We start from the raw sequence: 18372 nt of genomic DNA on the forward strand, positions 1-18372 counted from the left end.
ATTTTTATTGCCACCAAACGCCCTTTTTTGCCCCGTAACGGTGCAATCTTCGTTAACCCTCAGAGAATTACATTTGTTTACAGGTTAAATACAAATGCGTATATTTCTCATCCGCATTTAATGATGCGCGTCTTTATAAAAATCAAAAAAGTGCCGGCCAGGGAAACCGCCGCAGCACTGCAAAAATGAGGGTTTAACATGGCATTTGTTAACTTCTCCAGGGATCGGTTCACGTTACGGGCAGGCGGCCCATCACTCCTGGCGGCGGCCATTGCGCTGGCGCTGCTGCCTTCTGCGCAGGCAGAAGATACCATCACGGTGAATACTCAGGCGGATAACCCGCTGGCGGGACAGGAACAGGATTACAGCGTCAAAACCACCACCACCGGCACGAAGCTGCTGCTGGTTCCGCGCGATATCCCGCAATCCGTCAGCGTCATCAGCCAGCAGCGTATTCAGGATCAGGATCTGCAAACCATCGGCGAGGTGCTGGATAACACCACCGGCATCAGCACCAGGCTGGTGGACAGCAGCCGGGCGACCTACTTTGCGCGCGGTTTCTTCATCAGCAACTATGCCTATGACGACATGCCCACGCAGGTTAGCGACGTCTGGGACTTCGGCGACACCGGCTCGGATACCGCCGTGTTTGAAAATATTGAAGTGGTGCGCGGCGCGGCGGGGCTGATGAGCGGCAGCGGCAACCCTTCGGCGTACATCAATATGGTGCGCAAGCACGCCGACAGCCGCGAGTTTAAAGGCAACGTGTCCGCCAGCTACGGCAGCTGGGACAAGCAGCGCTATGTGGCCGATCTCTCCGCGCCGCTGAGCGAGTCCGGCAACGTGCGGGGCCGCGTGGTCACCGGCTACCAGGACAACGATACCTGGCTGGATAAAAGCCATTACCGCAAGAAATTTATCTACGGCGTAGTGGATGCCGATTTGACCGATTCCACCACGCTTTCCGTTGGCTACGACTACCAGGAAAGCAATGACGACAGCCCGACCTGGGGCGGCCTGCCCACCTGGTATGCCGACGGCAGCCGGACGCACTTTAGCCGCAGCGCCACCACCGCGCCGGACTGGGCTTACTCCAACAAAGACGCCACCAAAGTGTTCGCCAACCTGGTCCAGCGCTTTGATAACGGCTGGGAAGCGCGTATCAACACGCTGCACGCCGAAACCAACTTCGACTCCAAGCTGATGTACGTCACCGGTTTCCCGGATAAAGTGACCGGCGCGGGCACCAGCGCCTACGGCGGCTGGAACCGGGGCGAGCGTAAACAGGATTCGGTGGATGCGTTTGTGCGCGGCGGCTTTGACCTGTTTGGCCGCCAGCACGAGCTGATGTTCGGCGGCAGCTACAGCCGCCAGCGTAACCACTACGACAACGCCATGCCGAACACCGGCTTGCCTTACGGCGGCATCGCGATGGACAGCTTCTACAGCAGCGTCGCAGACCCGAGCTGGTCAGCCTTCTCGCTGTACAGCAAAGATGTGGTGCGCCAGCAGGCCGCTTACACCGCAGCGCGTTTCTCACTGGCTGACCCGCTGCACCTGATTGTGGGCGCCCGCTATAGCGAATGGGATGCGGACTACAATCCGTCCACCGCGCCGCAAACCAGCCTGAGCAGCAAAAAACACGACGTCACGCCCTATGCGGGGCTGGTTTACGACATCAACGACACCTGGTCGGCCTACACCAGCTACACCTCCATCTTCCAGCCAACCGACAAGCGCGACGTCAACGGTAATTACCTCGACCCAACCACCGGGAAGAGCTACGAAGCGGGCGTGAAAGCGGACTGGTTTAACACGCGCCTGACGACCTCGCTGGCGGTGTTCCGCATCGAACAGGACAACGTTGCCCAGTCGCTCGGCACGCCGGTTAACGGCAACCCTGGTGAAACGGCGTATAAATCCGTGGACGGTACCGTGAGCCGCGGCGTGGAGTTTGAGCTGAACGGCGCGCTGACCGATAACTGGCAGCTGACCTTCGGGGCTTCCCGCTATGTGGCAGACGACAATAACGGCGACGCGGTAAACCCGGACCAGCCGCGCACCACGCTGAAGCTGTTTACCCGCTACCAGCTGCCGATGCTGCCGGAAGTGACCGTGGGCGGCGGTGTGAACTGGCAGAGTAAAACCTGGCAGGATGCCTACGGCCCGAACGGCAACACCCGCATCAAACAGGGCAGCTACGCGCTGGTGGATCTCTTCACCCGTTACCAGGTAACAAAAAACTTCGCCGTGCAGGGCAACATCAACAACCTGTTCGACAAAGAATATGAATCCTGGCTTTCCGACTATGTGGTTTATGGCGCCCCGCGCAGCTTCTCGCTGACGGCAAACTACAGCTTCTAAGCGTTATGGGGAGGTCATTGGCCTCCCTGACTGCTTTCCCGCGCCAGCGCCAGGAAAGCGGCAAGCCCGGCAGAAGGATACCGCCTGCCGGAATAGTAAAGGCAAAGCCCCGGGAAGGGCGGGGTCCATGCTTCCAGCAGGCGCACCAGTTTGCCGGCGCGAATATCATCGGCGACGTTTTGCTCCATGAAAAAGCCCAGTCCGATACCTTCCAGAACCGCCTCCCGCGCCAGCGAGGCTTCGTCCAGCGTCAGCGGTCCCTGCACATCGATTTGCGCGATTTCGCCCTGCTTTTCCAGATGCCAGCGGTAGAGCGAGCCATCCGGCAACCGGACGCGAATACAGGCGTGATTCAGCAAGTCGCCCGGCGTTAACGGCGCGCCGTGCGCCGCCAGATAAACCGGAGACGCGACAACGGCGAAGCGCTGCGGCTGGCCGAGAGAAAGCGCAATCATATCGGCAGGTACCAGCCCGGCTACGCGCACGCCAAGATCGAACCCTTCCGCAACGATATCGACCAGCTTTCCTTCGGTCACCATATCGACCTGCATCTCCGGATAGCGGCGTAAAAACTCAAACACCAGCGACGAAAGTACCTGGCGAGCGGCAAAAGGCGGCGCGTTGATGCGCAGCAGGCCGGACGGCGTATCGCGGTGCGCCCGCACGCTTTCAAGAGCGTCGTTCAGCCCCTGAAGAGACGGGCTAACTCTCTCAATAAACAGCCTCCCGGCCTCCGTCAGCGACACGCTACGGGTGGTGCGGTTAAACAGGCGCACGCCAAGTTCGGCCTCAAACTTTGCCAGCGTATGGCTGAGCGCCGTAGTTGAAACGCCCAGGTCGATAGCCGCCGCGCGGAAAGATCCCCGGCGGGCGATGGCCTGTACGGCTTCGATATCGCCGAGGGCTATGCGCGACATTGTCCCGATTCCTTCATCATTTCATCCCGGTTTGTCCCAATTGTTTAAATTATACCGCGTTCTTAGAGTAGTGATCCGACAGGTAAATCGACTTTCTGGAGAACGTAAAATGACTGACTTTTTGACGCTGAAGGGCAAGAGAGCGCTGGTGACGTCCGGCACGAAGGGCGCAGGCGCGGCGACCGTAGCGCTGTTCCGCGAGCTGGGCGCGCGGGTGATGACCGTGGCTCGGCATGCGGCTGATAATATTCACAACGATGAGTTTGTCGCGGCGGATCTCGCCACGCGTGAGGGCTGCGAGGAGCTGGTAAACGCCGTGCAGGCGCGACTCGGTGGCGTGGATATCATTGTGCATATGCTCGGCGGCTCATCGTCCCCCGCCGGCGGCTACGCGGTGCTGGACGATGAACAGTGGCAGCGCGAGCTGGCGCTTAACCTCTTCCCGGCGGTGCGGCTGGACAGGGCGCTGCTGCCTGGCATGACGGCGCAGGGCTCAGGTGTGATTATCCATGTTTCATCCATTCAGCGGATTTTACCGCTGCCGGAGGCTACGACGGCCTACGCGGCGGCCAAAGCGGCGCTTTCCGCCTACAGCAAAAGCCTGTCGAAAGAGGTTTCTCCGCAGGGCGTGCGAGTGCTGCGCGTGGCGCCGGGCTGGATTGAAACTGAGGCGTCTGTTCGCCTGGCGGAGCGGCTGGCGCTGCAGGCTGGCACGGATTACGAGGGTGGGAAGCAAATCATTATGGATTCGCTGGGCGGGATCCCGCTGGGTCGCCCGGCAAAACCAGAAGAAGTGGCTAATCTGATAGCCTTCCTGGCCTCAGACCGTGCCGCCGCGATCACCGGCACGGAGTACATCATTGACGGCGGAACGGTGCCGACCGTTTAGAAATGCACCGGCTGGCCAAAGCCGTCGCCGCTGTCGGTACTGTTATCCCTGCGCCCTCTGGCTTCGAGCTGGTCGGCGCGGATGCGGTCGCGAATGTCCTGGCGCTGTTCCGGCGTCAGATAGCGGCTGTTGTAGTAGGGATCGGGCCACGGCGAGCGCATAAAGCTGTCGTCCAGCCGCTGCCTGTCCTGGCGATCCATCCCTGAATTGTCCGATGACGAACAGGCGGCCAGCAGCAGCGGAGCCAGCAGAACGAGTGCATATTTAGAGGCCATTTTTCTTCCTGAAGCGGCAAGCAATGAAAGTGAGGCAGTATCGCGCATCCATCTGGTGATGTGCGTTATCTGTCGCCAATATTGCACAGCTTATCACGAAATAGTGAACCGCTCAGAATGCCGACAGCGCCCGCGAACAGGCCATGCCGTGCTGATAAAGCTCGTCTGCGTAAAAGTCAGGTACCTGGCTCTCTTTAATCGCCTGGGCCACGGCGGCGACGTCATAATTTACCGTTTGGATAGCCAGTTTTAACTTCCCGTGATGGTAATGTCCCATCAGCCAGGTGGCCTGCGGTTCGCCGGGTTTTATTCGCCCGACTGCGCCGGTGTTGGCGACGGTAAACCTGCGGCCATCGCTGCGGACCAGCTCGCGAACATCCGCGTAGTGCGTATGCCCGGAAACCATCACGTCGAACTGATGTGCGGTTTGCCACTTCATTAGCTGGCTGCAGGAGAACTGGCGATGCACGTACTCGGACAGCGAATCCGGGCTGGCGTGAACCAGCAGAATTCTGAGCGGCCCGGCGTGAAACGCTCTCGACCGTGGCAGGGCACTGAGCCAGCGGCGATTCTCCTCCGTCAGCGTGCGTTTGCTCAAGGCAATGGCCTGTTCACGAGCCTGTTGCTCTGTCGTGGAGTGTTTGGCGAGCGGCGTGACCGGCTCGTCCATTGCCACGCGGCGGTCGTGGTTGCCCATGACTACCGGAATCGCGCGGTGGCGAAGCAGCGTTATCACTTCGTTGGGCCATGGCGCGAAATCAACCAGATCGCCCAGGCACCAGATTTGCTTGATGTGGTGACGGTCAATGTCCTGCAAAACGGCCTCAAGTGCCGGTAAGTTGGCATGAACATCGCTGAAAAGTGCAAAACGGAAATCAATATCTTTAGCGTTCATTGGGCTGACTCCCGGTGCGGTCCCGCACGGTGAGAACGACAATTAGCGCAACGAAGAAAGCGAACAGCGCGGCGCAAACCAGCATCAGCGAGAAGCCGCTGGCGTAGCTGTGGCGGATGAGCGTGCTTAGCGTCTGAGCCTGTTGCTCCGGCCATAGCGCCAGGGCGCGCTGCACATCTCCGGCCACGACCTGAGTCAAAAAATCGTCCCGTACCGGCAGGTTGTTAGCCTGCATTACGGAGGTCAGCGTATGGCGCGTATGCCCGGCCAGAATCGCCCCCAGCAGCGCAAAACCTTGCAAAATGCCGGAGAACCGCGCCGTGGTGCTGATCCCCGAAGCCATCCCCGCCCGTTCGTGAGGCACGGTGCCCATAATCGCCTTCTGCGTTTCGCCGTTGAGGATGCCGCCACCGCTGCCCAGCACGGCCATACCGGCGATAACCAGCCAGGGCCACTGCGCCAGCACGCCGCCGGCGATAATCAGGTTGCCGACGCCAACCAGCGCTAATCCAGCGGCTAAGATCCAGCGGGCAGCCATACGATGTGCCATCCAGCGAGCCACCATCGGGAAGAACAACATGGCGAGGGCGAACGGCAGCATGCCGACCCCGGACGCCAGCGCGGTTTTCCCCTCGACGTTTTGCAGCATCAGCGGCAGCAGGGAGGTCATCACCTGTGCCGTCGCCGCGTAGGTAAACATGGCCAGCACCGCACCAATAAACGGCAGTGAACGGAACAGGCGAAGATCGAGCATCGGCTGAGTTTTGTAACGTTCGACCAGCGCAAAGAACAGAAAGAACCAGGCTGAGGCGATAAAGCGCCCCATCACTTCGGGGCTTCCCCAGCCGTGCTCCGGGGCGAGGATCAGCGCCCAGGTGAGCGAAAACATGGCGGCGATAAACAGTGAAATACCGTGCACGTCCGGCTTACCGGCGGCTGGATTACGGGACTCTTCTATGGTGCGCAGCACCGCCATCGCCAGTAGCAGGCAAATGGGGATGTTGATGTAGAACGCCCAGCGCCAGCCAAAATAAGCGCTGATGATCCCGCCGGCCAAAGGCGCGAGCACCATGGTGATGCCCATCATGCCGCCCCAGATGGCCCAGGCGCGACCTCTGGCCTGCGGCTCACGGAAAGTGTGGCCGATGATCGCCAGCGCCGGAGCCAGTAAAAAGGCCGAGCCTACGCCCTGCAGCGCGCGGGCAATGTTTAGCATCAGAATGGTGGTAGCCGCCCCGCAGGCGAGCGACGCCAGGGCAAACAAGGCGATGCCGAATAAAAAGATCCGCCGCCTGCCGAAGCGGTCCGCCAGCGAACCGGCGGGCAGCAACAGGGAAGAGAAGCACAGCACGTACGCGCCAATCACCCACTCCATATCGGCAAACGTGGCGTCCAGCCCGCGGGCGATGGTCGGCAGCACGACACCTACGATATTTGTGTCGATGACCGTCATCGCGCAGCCCATGGAGGCAACCAGCAGCACGGTGGTGTCGTTTTTGGCCACGGGCGCGGCCAGCACAGTAGACATAAAAGCTCCGAAAACGCGGGAAAAACACGCTTTAAGCTTCGCGATCCGGGGCGCGGTATTCAATTTCTACGTTCGGCATTATTATTAGTTAATACCTAATAATCAGGAGTAAGCATGGAGCTTCGCCACCTGCGCTATTTTCTCGAAGTTGCCCGAACGCTCCATTTTGGCGCGGCGGCGGAAACGCTGAACATCTCCACGCCGACGCTGTCGGTGCAAATCAGCCAGCTCGAGCGGGAGTTTGGCACGCCGCTATTTTTACGTACCAAAAGGCGCGTGCAGCTGACCCAGGCCGGGGAGATTTTCCGCGAAGAAGCCGAAGCCACGCTGCGGCAGGCTGAATTGACGCGTGAGCGGGTGCTTAGCGCCGCACGCGGCGAGCAGGGCTACATTCGCGTCGGCTACGTGGCGTCTTCGCTTTGGTCGGGCACGCTCAGCGCGGTGATGGGGGCGTTTCGGGGGCGATATCCGGATATCTCTCTTGGCGCACGAGAAGTGCTGATGGACAGCATGGCGGCGGCGCTGGTGGAGGGCAAAATCGACGTTGGGTTTGTGCGCGCCCCGGTTGCGCTGCCATCGGAAGTCGGGCATTTGCTGGTGCAAAGCGACTGTTTTTGCCTGGCGCTCCCCGCTTGCCATCGTCTGGCTTCCCGCACGGAAGCTATCGACCCCGCCGTTCTGGCCGGGGAAAGTTTTATTCTGCCGGAGCAGACTTCCGGCTCACATGAAGTCGCCCGCCGGGGCGGATTTGTGCTCAGCGATGCCATCCGCTCCAGCACGCTGACCGAAGTGCTGGCGCATATCGCGCTGGGCAACGGCATCGCGGTAATCCCGGAGATCATGGCGAAAACCATCGGCGTGCCGGACGTGGTCTACCGCCCGATTGCCGGGGCAGAAATCCCTTCGGCTATCTGGATGCTGTACCGCAAGCGGGAGCGCACGCCGCTGATTAAACGTCTTATCCGCTTTGCAAAAGAGCACGTTTCGGGTGGGTCAGGAAACGTTTGAACACACTCTTTCACCCCTGGGATGCATTTGGCGGTTACGCTTGATCCAGAGCAGTCCTTAATCTGACCTGAATCCTGGAGAAAGCATGATCAAGCCTCGTTTGTTTATCCCGGCCTTAAGCCTCCTGCTGCTGAGCGTTGGCGCTGCGGCGGCGGACAATGTCATCACCCCGGTGCGCGGCACCATTGATACAGTCAATGATTCCTCGCTGCAAATCACCACCCGGCAGGGGGAAAAGCTTTCCGTTGGCCTGACGGACAACACCCGAATCAACGGCGTGAGCGAAGCGAAGATGAGCGATATCAAGCCCGATAGCTTTATCGGCACCGCCGCCGTGCCGCAGGCAGACGGCACGCTGAAGGCGCTGGAAGTGCACGTTTTTGCCCCGAGCCTGCGCGGTTCCGGGGAAGGGTTTAATCCGTTTGAATCCGCCAACGGCCAGGTGAATACCATGACCAACGGCACCGTCGGCACCCTCGTGAACAGCCACGGACGCACGATGACGGTGAAATTCCACGGCCAGCAGAAAACCGTGCAAGTGCCGGACGACGTGCCGGTGGTGCTGATCAGCCCCGCCGACAAATCCGTGCTGAAGCCGGGCGCGAAAGTGGTGCTGTTCGCCACCAAAGACGACAAAGGCCAGGCCGTCGCGCGCGGAATTTCCGCCGGGGTTAACGGGCTGACGCCGCCGATGTAGCAGGGTTCAGCGCGTTAATCTGCTCCCGCATCCAAAGGTGCCCGGGCGTTTGACTTAACGCTGGGCCGAAGTAAACCTTCAGGGTGTAGCTGGGCATTGGGAACGGCGGGGTGAAGACCGCGAGATTTTGCATGTCGAACAGCGTGCTAATGCCCCTTTGCGGCAGGGTGATCGCCAGGTCTGTCTGCGAGACAATCGGCGGGGCGATCATCAGGCTCGGTAGCTCCACGGCGATGTGCCGCCTGAGCCCCTGACTTTCCAGATAGCGATCTATCGCGCCGCGCTGGCCCGGCCACGGCCTGACCACCACATGTCCCGCACTCAGATAAAGCTCTGGCGTTAGTCGTTGGTTTATCGTCGGATGTTGGCGGCGCACGGCAACCCTGTAGTCGTCGGTAAAGCAGGTAAAGGACTCAATGCCCCTTCGGGCTGGAACTTCCCCCTCCTCAAATCCCAGTGCAAAATCCACCTTGCCGGAAAGCAAATCCTCATCGGCGTTGAATCCTTTCGAATACACTAGCCGAATGGCGATTCCCGGGGCCAGGCGATTCACTCGGGCGATCAACCCCGGCATTACCACTGCTGCCGTATAGTCCGTTACCGCAAACGTGAACGTCTGGCTGCTGCTTCGCGGCTCAAAAACATGTTTTGTCGCCAGGCTTGCGGAGAGTGCGGAAAGGGCGGCTGAGATCCCGGCGGCAATGCTTTCGGCCTTTGCCGTTGGCGCCATTTGTTTGCCGCTGCGCACGAACAGAGGATCGCCGAGTGACTCCCGCAGGCGGTTAAGCGCATGGCTCAAGGCAGAAGGGCTGAGGGCCAGTTCGCCGGCAGCCTCGGTGACGCTGCGATAGCGATAGAGCGCGTCAAAGACCAGCAGCAGGTTCATGTCCAGCCTGCGCAAAATGGAATGCATACTGTTCATCCTGTATGTGAAGAAAATGCAGCGTAAGCATCAGTCTAAGAAGCTACTATGACGACGTCCAGATGATTACGAAGAGGTTCAAAAATGCCCGCACCGCTGTTCCGCCAGGCCACGCTCGCCGACGTTGACCGCTGCTACGAGATTGAAATCACCGCCTACGAAGGGGATGAGGCCGCCACGCGGGAGAAAATCACCACCCGCATCAGCCAGTACCCGCAGGGCTTTATGTGCCTGGAATTAAGCGGGGAAGTGATAGGTTTTATCAACGCCGGGTGCGCGCATCACGTGGTGATGTCCGACGAAGAATTTAAAGAGCTTATCGGCCACGACCCGGACGCACCCAACGTCGTGATTATGTCAGTCGTGCTCGACCCGGCTCAGCAGGGAAAAGGCTATGCCTCGCTGATGATGCGTGAGTTCGTTGCGCGTATGAGCGCCATGCACAAGCAGACCATTCACCTGATGTGCAAAGAGCGCCACGTCCCGCTCTACGCCCATTTTGGTTTCGACTATGTGCAGCCCTCCGCCTCCGATCACGGCGGCATGGCGTGGCATGAAATGGTGATGATGCTGTAGGGATCTTGCCTGAGGTTTGCCATCAGTCTCATGTATGATGCTCTGCAGACCATCAGATTCCTGCGGAGAGCACGTCATTGACAGCACAAACGGGCGATATTCTTTTTAACGGCCAGCGCTTTGCGGCCTTCTTCTTTGATATGGACGGCACCATTCTGACCTCCATTCGCGTGGCAGAGCGCATTTGGGGGGAGTGGGCCGTGCGTCACGGCCTCGATCCGGCCACTTTCTTGCCAACCATTCACGGCGTGCGTGCGGTGGAGACGATTGCCCGTCAAAATCTGCCCGGCGTGGATGCTGAGGCCGAAGCGCAGCTGATCACTGAAGCTGAAATTGCCGATGTGGATGGTGTGGAAGCCATCGACGGTGCCCGAGAGTTTTTACAGGCGCTGCCGCCTGAACGTTGGGCGATCGTCACTTCAGCCCCAAGAGCCCTGGCGCTGCGCCGTATTCAGGCCGCCGGTTTGCCTGAACCCAAAGTCATTATTGCTGCGGAAGACGTCAGCCGCGGTAAACCGGCCCCGGATGGTTATTTCCTGGCAGCTGAAAAGCTGGGCGTGAACGCGGGCGATTGCCTGGTGTTTGAAGATGCTCTGGCCGGCGTGCAGGCCGGTGAGGCGGCAGGTGCGCAGATTTTTGTTATTTCCGGCACCAACGGCCACCATGCCGGGGAACTCTCTCGCTATACCAGCGCGGAAAATTACCATGCTTTGCGGGTTGAGATGCAGGGCGCGGGTATTTCTCTGCGGCGGAAGTAATTTATTCAGGCTCTCTCTTTCGGGGGAGAGCCAGACGAAGACTCTGTCCGGATTTAGCGTTGATTATTGCCAGTTTTTTTCTTGAATTCGCCTCAGGAAAATAAAAAAAGCCTGATTTTTAAATTTTAACATCCCTTTTTATTTATGGTGATTATTATATATTTTATTACGCATTTCTTTATTTAAAATGAAATTAATCCCGGCTATTCCTTCCCGATTTTAATCATAGTTAGACGTTATTTATTTGCGATTTGTCTGCCCAAAATGCCCTCACGGGCACCCGCATGCAGAAGTAGAAGGCGCGTCACGTTATGCGTAACATCCTTCTGTAACAGCCATTAAGTGTGACATTCATCACGATTCAGGCTCGGTAAAAGCCGTTAAATAGCGCTCAGTTTCACCCGCTGACTATTGAGGCATTGATGAAAATTAACACCGAATCCTGCGTGATCTCAGGGAAGCAAACTGTTTCCGTTAGCCACCAGGAGATTGAATGGAATAATAAAGGGACGTTGCTGAAAATTTCCCGGGGAGGCATTTGCGGGTCTGATTTACATTATTATCAGGACGGTAAGGTCGGTAACTTTGCCGTAAAAGCCCCAATGATTCTGGGCCATGAAGTTATTGGCACGGTGGTACATACCGATTCCCCTGAATTACATGAAGGCCAGACGGTCGCTATTAATCCATCCAAACCCTGTGGACATTGTAAATATTGTCTTAGCCAGCACGAAAATCAATGCACAACCATGCGTTTCTTCGGCAGCGCCATGTATTTTCCGCACGTTGACGGGGGGTTTACCCGCTTTAAAACCGTGGATAGCGCCCAGTGCATCCCTTACCCCGCTGATGCGGATGAAAAAGTGATGGTGTTCGCCGAGCCGCTGGCGGTAGCGATTCACGCCGCGCACGAGGCGGGCGACCTGCAGGGAAAACGCGTGTTTATCTCTGGCGTAGGGCCGATAGGCTGCCTGATTGCCAGCGCGGTCAAAACGCTTGGGGCGGCGGAAATTGTGTGCGCCGACGTCAGCCCACGTTCGCTGTCGCTGGCTGCGCAAATGGGCGCCGACACGCTGGTGAACCCGCTGCACGACAGCTTTGAGAGCTGGAAACAGGAGAAAGGCTACTTCGACATCAGCTTTGAAGCCTCCGGCCACCCTTCGTCAGTAACCACCTGCCTGGAAGTGACCCGCGCAAAAGGCACCATGGTGCAAGTGGGGATGGGCGGCGCGGTGCCTGAGTTCCCGATGATGATGCTTATTGCCAAAGAAATTTCCCTGAAAGGCTCCTTCCGTTTCACCACGGAGTTCAACACCGCCGTCTCGTGGCTGGCGAACAAGGTCATTAACCCGCTGCCGCTGCTGAGCGCGGAGTATGCCTTTACCGACCTGGAGCAGGCGCTGATCTTTGCCGGGGATAAAACCCAGGCCGCGAAAGTCCAGCTGGTTTTCTGAAGCCTGTTAATAAGGAAAAAGGCAATGAACGATCTCTTTTCACTCAAAGGTAAAAATATCCTCATTACCGGTTCCGCGCAGGGGATCGGCTACTTACTGGCGACCGGACTGGGTAAATACGGCGCGCACATTATCGTGAATGCCAGCACGCCAGCGAAGGTCGAGGTTGCGGTGCAAAGCCTGCGAAATGCGGGAATAAAAGCCGTGGCCGCACCGTTCGACGTCACGCAGAAGCAGGAGGTGGATGCCGCCGTCGAGCGTATTGAGCAGGAGACCGGCCCGATCGATGTGCTGGTGAATAACGCAGGGATCCAGCGCCGTCACCCCTTCACTGAGTTCCCCGAGCAGGACTGGAATGATGTGATTGCGGTGAACCAGACCGGCGTCTTCCTGGTTTCGCAGGCGGTGACCCGCCGGATGGTGGCTCGCCAGGCCGGGAAAGTAATCAATATTTGCTCCATGCAAAGCGAGCTGGGGCGGGACACTATTACGCCTTACGCCGCTTCCAAAGGCGCGGTGAAAATGCTCACCCGCGGCATGTGCGTTGAACTGGCTCGCTACAACATTCAGGTCAACGGCATCGCGCCGGGCTACTTCAAAACGGAAATGACCCAGGCGCTGGTGGACGATGAAGCGTTCAGCGCCTGGCTGTGCAAAAGGACGCCCGCCGCGCGATGGGGCGATCCGCAGGAGCTGATTGGTGCCGCGGTGTTTCTCTCTTCAAAAGCGTCTGATTTCGTTAACGGACACCTGCTGTTTGTGGATGGCGGCATGCTGGCCGCGGTTTAACCCTGCCAGGCGGTTGCTGGAAAATAAAGGCAGGGAACGGTAAGGGCGGAGGGACGGTTTTTTCCCGCCGCCGAAAGCTGAAAATCAAGGGATTGGTTTTCAGCTTTTTTTAACGGTGCCGCGCGTCCCGGGATGACCATAAACCTGCGGCGCTACGCGCTGCTTTTTTTGCACTGATTAAGAGATAAGCGTATGCCATTACTCATTATTGCCGCAGGCGTCGCCCTGCTGCTGGTCCTGATGATCGGTTTTAAAGTGAACGGCTTTATCGCGCTGGTTCTGGTGGCGGCGGTGGTTGGGTTTGCGGAGGGGATGGATCCCCAGGCGATTCTGCACTCCATTCAAAACGGGATTGGCGGCACCCTCGGCGGGCTGGCGATGATCCTTGGCTTTGGGGCGATGCTCGGGAAGCTGATTTCGGATACCGGGGCGGCGCAGCGCATCGCCACCACCCTGATCGAGGCCTTCGGCGCGAAGCGCGTACAGTGGGCGCTGATGATTGCCGGGCTGGTGGTTGGGATGGCGATGTTCTTTGAGGTCGGCTTTGTGCTGCTTTTGCCGCTGGTGTTCACCGTTGTCGTCTCGTCCGGACTGCCGCTGCTGTATGTTGGGGTGCCGATGGTGGCCGCGTTGTCGGTCACGCACTGCTTTCTGCCGCCGCACCCGGGGCCGACCGCGATTGCCACCATGTATAACGCCAACCTTGGCACCACCTTGCTGTATGGGCTGATTATCAGCCTGCCGACGATTATCGTTGCCGGGCCGCTGTTCTCCCGTTTGTTAACCCGGTTTGAAAAGCAGCCGCCGGAAGGACTGTTCAGCTCGCGGGTGTTCAGCGAGGCGGAAATGCCTTCGTTCTGGAACAGCCTGCTGGTGTCCATCACGCCCGTGCTGCTGATGGCCATTGCCGCGCTTTGTAACGTGGTGCTGCCTGAAAAAAGCGGGCTCAGATCTTTCCTCGACTTTATTGGTAATCCGGCGGTCGCGCTGTTTATTGCCCTGACTATCGCCACCTTTACCCTCGGCTGGCGTAAGGGACGCAGCATGGAGCAGGTGATGAACATCGCCGGAGATTCCATCGGCGCTATCGCGATGATTGTGTTTATCATCGCCGGCGGCGGCGCCTTTAAGCAGGTGCTGGTCGACAGCGGCGTAGGGCAGTACATCGCGCACCTGATGAACGGCGCGCCGCTCTCCCCGCTGCTGATGTGCTGGACGGTAGCCGCTCTGCTGCGTATTGCGCTGGGTTCGGCAACCGTGGCGGCGATCACTACCGCAGGCGTGGTGCTGCCGATCATCAGCGTGACCCACGCCGACCCGGCATTGATGGTGCTGGCGACCGGGGCGGGGAGCGTGATTGCCTCCCACGTTAATGACCCAGGGTTCTGGCTCTTTAAGGGCTACTTTAACCTGAGCGTAGGGGAAACGCTGCGCACCTGGACGGTGATGGAAACGCTAATCTCAGTCATGGGGCTGCTGGGCGTATTGACGATAAATGCCGTTTTGCATTAAATCGTTGTATGACCCGCCGACAGGCCACCGGAGGCGCGTATTGCGCCGCCGGTATTGAGAGAGCCGATGAGAAACCACAGAATTTCTTTGCAGGATATCGCCACGCTGGCTGGGGTGACGAAAATGACCGTCAGCCGCTATATCCGTTCGCCTAAAACGGTCGCAAAGGACACCGGGCAGCGCATTGCCAGAATCATGGCAGAGATTGATTACGTGCCCAATCGCGCGCCCGGCATGCTGCTCAATGCCAGAAGCTATACGCTCGGCGTGTTAATTCCTTCCTTTCAAAACCAGCTCTTCGCCGACATCCTGGCGGGGATTGAGTCCGTCACCTCCGGGCAGAATTACCAGACGCTGATCGCCAACTACAACTACAACCGCGAGTCGGAAGAGGAGTCGGTGATTAACCTGCTCTCTTACAACATCGACGGCATTATCCTCTGCGAGAAGTACCACACCTTCCGCACCGTGAAGGTCTTGCGCTCCGCGGCGATCCCGATCGTTGAGTTGATGGATATTCAGGGCGACCGGTTGGATATGGAAGTGGGGTTTGATAACCGCCAGGCCGCGTTCGATATGGTCGGCACCATGCTGGACAAACGCCAGCGGCGCAGGATTATCTACCTCGGTTCAAAAGATGACGTGCGCGACGAGCAGCGCTTCCGGGGTTACTGCGAAGCGATGACGCTGCGCGGGCTGGCGCCCCAGCGCATCAATCCGAAAGCCATTTCATCCATCCATCTGGGTATGCAGCTAATGCGCGACGCCCTGGCCGCTTACCCTGACCTGGACGGCGTATTCTGCACGAACGACGATATTGCCATGGGGGCACTGCTGCTATGCCGCGAGCGCGGCCTGCCCGTGCCTGAACAAATCTCGATTGCCGGCTTTCACGGGCTGGAAATGGGCCGGCAGATGATCCCCAGCCTGGCCAGCGTGATAACCCCGAGGTTCGATATTGGCCGGGTGGCGGCCAGAATGCTGCTGGATAAGATCGGCAATGAAGACCTGAACCACAACACCATCGATTTGGGCTACCAGATTTACCACGGACAGACGCTGTGAGTGGCGTTCGCGGATGTTGAGGGGGAAAGCGCGGCGTGCCGAAGCACCGAATTTTTCCCCTCTCCCTTCCAGGGAGAGGGTGAGGGTGAGGGTCATAATGTCTAATGAATATTATTTCCGGACTGGCTATCGATCATTGCGAGGCCGGAATCTGTGCGAACAAAGCGGGGCGCTCGCAGGCTGTCGTTCAGGACGTTAATCAGCTCGAATAACAGGCCGGTAATCGTGTCCTCTTGCTCGGTGGACTCCTGCTGGTTCAGCAGCACGAGCGTCAGGGCGCTGCAATATTCCCGCAGCAGGTCAGACTCTGTCGTAAGGGGAAAGTCATAGCTCTTAATATCGCTATTTTCCGCGGTGATAGATGCAATCAGATGTTCCGGCAGCGGTTTATCCAGCACGACTTTCAACACTTCCAGCCCGGCATACAGGCGGCCACACAGCGCCATGCGCTCTGTAATATCGTTATTTTCAATCAGGGCGTCAGTGTATCGCTCGCAAATATCCAGCACCTGAAAAAGATCGTTGGAGGTACCGAGCGGGGTTTTTAAAAGCGTTGAGATCTCAGATTGGGTAACTGGTTGAAAGCCCAGGCTTTGGGGATTAGCGGTTGTGGTACTATCGTGGTTAGCCATGGCGTTAACTCCTTTAACGTTGTGGTCAGCCCTCGTCTGGTACTCGTAATACCTTTCGGGGGCGCTTCTTTGTTTTAACACTCTATGATAGGGTGTCACTTGACAACTCAACATTAAAGCTGAGGTATGGACATGTCAACAGTGAAAAGGGATGTAAGACCGCCAAAATCCGGTAAATCTCCGGCATTTCAGATGCGTATCACACCGGAACTGAAAGCTCAGTTTGAAGTTGCAGCGAAAGACGCTGGCATGAGCCTTGGGAATTGGTTGAAGACCTTGGGAAGGAAGGAGTTGGCGCGGTTGAAGCGTGGTATACATAAAGGTAAAGATAGCGTTACTCTTTGATTATTAGTTATTTCTTACCTTTATAAGGTAGGGTGATGCCCCTACCTTATGAATATGAAACTTACTTAGCATTGCCAGATTGAAATGAGATCATGTCTGAGTGAGGGGCTTTAACCAATTCGTGTGCGGGTTGAGAATTTCTGGCTGGAGCATTCAAGCCACTTTTTTTCCAGTCAGGCCATTTGTCAACTGTCTCGCTTGCTTGCTTAAGAAAAGCTAAAAATTCCTCTTTATTGTTCACTTTGCAACCTCTCTGCTAGTCTCGCTACAATATTAGCCGAGACAGATTCTCTTTCGATATAGGATGATGGTAGCATCTGCATACGCAATCTTCCATCCTTTCTTGACCAGTTAAGTTTATTACCATCTTTATCCTTTCTCTTTATTTTATACCCAATTCCTTGGTTTATTGAGAATAAATTAAAGAAACATCTTGGCCCAACACCAACAAATGGTTCAAATACTACACGAGTTTTACAGTTTTCAGTGTCTGCTGTAGAAATGGAATCGGGATGAAAATCAAAGGCTTTACTTTTAGGATAGGGTTCAATGTAAAAAACGCGATTAATACCACTGGCAACAATATGTTTCGCACAGTTATGACAAGGAAATGTTGTACAATACAACACACCATTATTTGTACTAATGTTACTTCGCGCGCATGCTAAAATGGCCTCCATTTCTGCATGAACTACTCTACCATACTCAGTGATATATTTTAATTTGCTATTCTCTAATATTTCTCTTAGACGTTCTTTTTGATCATCTTCTATATTACTAAGTATGTCATTAATAATTTCTTTTCTCTCCTTTACATTTGAATCTTGTCCTAATGTGTAATCTCTACCATTTTCATGATCTTGTATTTTTCCATTGATATACTCTGGCCAATATAACCCTCCGCCATAGGCAGGAACGTCGTTTGCGCCTGTAGATACTATGTTTTTATTTTTAGTGAGTACTGCACCGACCTGACGTGATAAGTCAGCTGACCTGAGAGATGCGGAAAATGCCATAAACATAGCATATTCATCAAATGTGGGAGTGATATACGGATTGCCGAAGATTAAATCGAGAATTCTCCATAAATCATGATTTATTTTATCTATGCTGCCAGTATAATTTATGAAAAAATCAGAAAGTTCATAGGTGTCACGTGTGTGCTGTCCCCAGTCATCTAATTCTTCTGAATCCCTGGCTATCAATTTTTTTGCATTTTTAAATTCAATAAGTTTGTTATCTACAAGATAATCAGTTCGTCGATCTTCATCTGCATAAATGCCTATGAGGTAAAAGCCATTCGTATAAATATCTCTGAGCATTTTAACTTCATCAGGATGCTTTAATGAACTTATTATATATGCTTTTCTTGGGGAAGGTTGCGAAATTATATTCTCCCCTTCAGTAATTTTTACTCTTCGTTGATTTATTTTGGCGGCAACAACTCGTGCTAATATCGAGTTGTCATTGCTTATTTTTCTAAGTTCATTCCCGGCAGTCATTAAACTACTTATTTTTTCGAAGTTATCGTTGGTTTCTGGAGGATCTCTAAATATAGATATTATATCTGATGATATTCTTATTTCTTCGGTGGTATATCTGAACGCATTTAGCCTTTCTTTTATTGCATTTCTGATATTATCCATATCGGTGCCAACTGCACCAACTAAACCAATAACTAGCTCCGAATTTCCCTCATTATTGGAAATGTTATCTTCAAGTCTTTTAATTATTTTTAGTGACATC

General features: G+C 56.0%; 18 protein-coding genes. 11 read left to right on the top strand and 7 right to left on the bottom strand.

Annotation, left to right across the window (positions count from 1 at the left end; translation table 11 throughout):
* Positions 1–198: 198 nt before the first annotated feature.
* Positions 199–2364: a ferric-rhodotorulic acid/ferric-coprogen receptor FhuE gene (fhuE, locus tag F3J29_RS16910; protein ID WP_166867806.1), complete on the top strand. Its 2166-nt coding sequence runs from the start codon at positions 199–201 to the stop codon at positions 2362–2364.
* A gap of 14 nt (positions 2365–2378) precedes the next feature.
* Here fhuE and F3J29_RS16915 read toward each other — a convergent pair whose 3' ends face one another.
* Positions 2379–3281, bottom strand: coding sequence for a LysR family transcriptional regulator (locus F3J29_RS16915; RefSeq protein ID WP_166867808.1), 903 nt, complete (start codon positions 3279–3281; stop codon positions 2379–2381).
* A gap of 109 nt (positions 3282–3390) precedes the next feature.
* On the opposite strand from F3J29_RS16915, the gene F3J29_RS16920 reads away from it, so the two are divergent.
* Complete coding sequence (locus tag F3J29_RS16920; protein WP_166867810.1) at positions 3391–4170, top strand: SDR family oxidoreductase; 780 nt, start codon at positions 3391–3393, stop codon at positions 4168–4170.
* Here the strand turns inward: F3J29_RS16920 and F3J29_RS16925 are convergent.
* From F3J29_RS16925 to F3J29_RS16935, 3 genes are all read right to left on the bottom strand, one after another.
* Entirely contained in the window at positions 4167–4445 is a 279-nt protein-coding gene (locus F3J29_RS16925) for a hypothetical protein (RefSeq protein ID WP_154187416.1), read from the bottom strand. The two genes, F3J29_RS16920 and F3J29_RS16925, sit on opposite strands and share 4 nt — an antisense overlap.
* Positions 4446–4557: 112 nt before the next feature.
* Complete coding sequence (locus tag F3J29_RS16930) at positions 4558–5340, bottom strand: metallophosphoesterase family protein (RefSeq protein ID WP_166867813.1); 783 nt, start codon at positions 5338–5340, stop codon at positions 4558–4560.
* Complete coding sequence (locus tag F3J29_RS16935; protein WP_166867815.1) at positions 5330–6868, bottom strand: MFS transporter; 1539 nt, start codon at positions 6866–6868, stop codon at positions 5330–5332. The genes F3J29_RS16930 and F3J29_RS16935 overlap by 11 nt, the downstream gene beginning before the upstream one ends.
* 114 nt (positions 6869–6982) lie before the next feature.
* On the opposite strand from F3J29_RS16935, the gene F3J29_RS16940 reads away from it, so the two are divergent.
* Together F3J29_RS16940 and F3J29_RS16945 are read left to right on the top strand one after the other, a co-directional pair.
* The gene (locus F3J29_RS16940; RefSeq protein WP_166867817.1) at positions 6983–7876 is read left to right on the top strand and encodes a LysR family transcriptional regulator; all 894 of its coding nucleotides are present in this window, start codon (positions 6983–6985) and stop codon (positions 7874–7876) included.
* A gap of 85 nt (positions 7877–7961) precedes the next feature.
* Complete coding sequence (locus F3J29_RS16945) at positions 7962–8573, top strand: hypothetical protein (RefSeq protein ID WP_166867819.1); 612 nt, start codon at positions 7962–7964, stop codon at positions 8571–8573.
* Here the strand turns inward: F3J29_RS16945 and F3J29_RS16950 are convergent.
* Positions 8548–9486 (bottom strand): LysR family transcriptional regulator, encoded by a 939-nt coding sequence (locus F3J29_RS16950; protein ID WP_205246828.1) that lies wholly within the window; start codon positions 9484–9486, stop codon positions 8548–8550. The two genes, F3J29_RS16945 and F3J29_RS16950, sit on opposite strands and share 26 nt — an antisense overlap.
* 93 nt (positions 9487–9579) lie before the next feature.
* Here F3J29_RS16950 and F3J29_RS16955 point away from each other — a divergent pair, with 93 nt between their 5' ends.
* The 6 genes from F3J29_RS16955 (at position 9580) to idnR (ending at position 15649) form a co-directional block, all read left to right on the top strand.
* A complete protein-coding gene (locus tag F3J29_RS16955) occupies positions 9580–10071 on the top strand; it encodes a GNAT family N-acetyltransferase (RefSeq protein WP_166867821.1) in 492 nt (163 codons plus the stop codon).
* A 77-nt stretch (positions 10072–10148) separates the two neighbouring features.
* Positions 10149–10829, top strand: coding sequence for an HAD-IA family hydrolase (locus tag F3J29_RS16960; RefSeq protein ID WP_205246829.1), 681 nt, complete (start codon positions 10149–10151; stop codon positions 10827–10829).
* A gap of 422 nt (positions 10830–11251) precedes the next feature.
* Positions 11252–12283: an L-idonate 5-dehydrogenase gene (gene idnD / locus F3J29_RS16965; RefSeq protein WP_166867823.1), complete on the top strand. Its 1032-nt coding sequence runs from the start codon at positions 11252–11254 to the stop codon at positions 12281–12283.
* Between the two features lie 24 nt (positions 12284–12307).
* Entirely contained in the window at positions 12308–13072 is a 765-nt protein-coding gene (gene idnO, locus F3J29_RS16970; protein WP_166867824.1) for a gluconate 5-dehydrogenase, read from the top strand.
* A gap of 192 nt (positions 13073–13264) precedes the next feature.
* On the top strand, positions 13265–14584 hold the full coding sequence (locus F3J29_RS16975; protein WP_166867826.1) for a gluconate:H+ symporter: 1320 nt from the start codon (positions 13265–13267) through the stop codon (positions 14582–14584).
* 66 nt (positions 14585–14650) lie between these two features.
* A complete protein-coding gene (gene idnR / locus F3J29_RS16980) occupies positions 14651–15649 on the top strand; it encodes a DNA-binding transcriptional regulator IdnR (protein ID WP_166867828.1) in 999 nt (332 codons plus the stop codon).
* 101 nt (positions 15650–15750) lie between these two features.
* On the opposite strand, the gene F3J29_RS16985 is transcribed toward idnR, so the two are convergent.
* On the bottom strand, positions 15751–16281 hold the full coding sequence (locus tag F3J29_RS16985) for a hypothetical protein (RefSeq protein ID WP_166867830.1): 531 nt from the start codon (positions 16279–16281) through the stop codon (positions 15751–15753).
* A 132-nt stretch (positions 16282–16413) separates the two neighbouring features.
* Here F3J29_RS16985 and F3J29_RS16990 point away from each other — a divergent pair, with 132 nt between their 5' ends.
* Positions 16414–16626, top strand: a complete 213-nt coding sequence (locus F3J29_RS16990; protein WP_166867832.1) for a toxin-antitoxin system HicB family antitoxin — start codon at positions 16414–16416, stop codon at positions 16624–16626.
* Positions 16627–16856: 230 nt separating this feature from the next.
* Here F3J29_RS16990 and F3J29_RS16995 read toward each other — a convergent pair whose 3' ends face one another.
* The gene (locus F3J29_RS16995) at positions 16857–18371 is read right to left on the bottom strand and encodes an anti-phage dCTP deaminase (RefSeq protein ID WP_166867834.1); all 1515 of its coding nucleotides are present in this window, start codon (positions 18369–18371) and stop codon (positions 16857–16859) included.
* Position 18372 lies beyond the last annotated feature (1 nt).

The sequence above is a fragment of the Enterobacter sp. Cy-643 genome, from assembly GCF_011752815.1.
Lineage (GTDB): Bacteria > Pseudomonadota > Gammaproteobacteria > Enterobacterales > Enterobacteriaceae > Cedecea.

Bases quoted from the DNA above. Each gene is read 5' to 3' on its own strand.
- F3J29_RS16940 (WP_166867817.1), top strand. From the start codon at position 6,983: ATGGAGCTTCGCCACCTGCGCTATTTTCTCGAAGTTGCCCGAACGCTC.
- F3J29_RS16990 (WP_166867832.1), top strand. From the start codon at position 16,414: ATGTCAACAGTGAAAAGGGATGTAAGACCGCCAAAATCCGGTAAATCT.
- F3J29_RS16915 (WP_166867808.1), bottom strand. From the start codon at position 3,281: ATGTCGCGCATAGCCCTCGGCGATATCGAAGCCGTACAGGCCATCGCC.
- F3J29_RS16985 (WP_166867830.1), bottom strand. From the start codon at position 16,281: ATGGCTAACCACGATAGTACCACAACCGCTAATCCCCAAAGCCTGGGC.
- F3J29_RS16925 (WP_154187416.1), bottom strand. From the start codon at position 4,445: ATGGCCTCTAAATATGCACTCGTTCTGCTGGCTCCGCTGCTGCTGGCC.
- idnO (WP_166867824.1), top strand. From the start codon at position 12,308: ATGAACGATCTCTTTTCACTCAAAGGTAAAAATATCCTCATTACCGGT.
- F3J29_RS16955 (WP_166867821.1), top strand. From the start codon at position 9,580: ATGCCCGCACCGCTGTTCCGCCAGGCCACGCTCGCCGACGTTGACCGC.
- F3J29_RS16995 (WP_166867834.1), bottom strand. From the start codon at position 18,371: ATGTCACTAAAAATAATTAAAAGACTTGAAGATAACATTTCCAATAAT.
- F3J29_RS16945 (WP_166867819.1), top strand. From the start codon at position 7,962: ATGATCAAGCCTCGTTTGTTTATCCCGGCCTTAAGCCTCCTGCTGCTG.
- fhuE (WP_166867806.1), top strand. From the start codon at position 199: ATGGCATTTGTTAACTTCTCCAGGGATCGGTTCACGTTACGGGCAGGC.
- idnD (WP_166867823.1), top strand. From the start codon at position 11,252: ATGAAAATTAACACCGAATCCTGCGTGATCTCAGGGAAGCAAACTGTT.
- F3J29_RS16930 (WP_166867813.1), bottom strand. From the start codon at position 5,340: ATGAACGCTAAAGATATTGATTTCCGTTTTGCACTTTTCAGCGATGTT.
- idnR (WP_166867828.1), top strand. From the start codon at position 14,651: ATGAGAAACCACAGAATTTCTTTGCAGGATATCGCCACGCTGGCTGGG.
- F3J29_RS16935 (WP_166867815.1), bottom strand. From the start codon at position 6,868: ATGTCTACTGTGCTGGCCGCGCCCGTGGCCAAAAACGACACCACCGTG.
- F3J29_RS16975 (WP_166867826.1), top strand. From the start codon at position 13,265: ATGCCATTACTCATTATTGCCGCAGGCGTCGCCCTGCTGCTGGTCCTG.
- F3J29_RS16920 (WP_166867810.1), top strand. From the start codon at position 3,391: ATGACTGACTTTTTGACGCTGAAGGGCAAGAGAGCGCTGGTGACGTCC.
- F3J29_RS16950 (WP_205246828.1), bottom strand. From the start codon at position 9,486: ATGCATTCCATTTTGCGCAGGCTGGACATGAACCTGCTGCTGGTCTTT.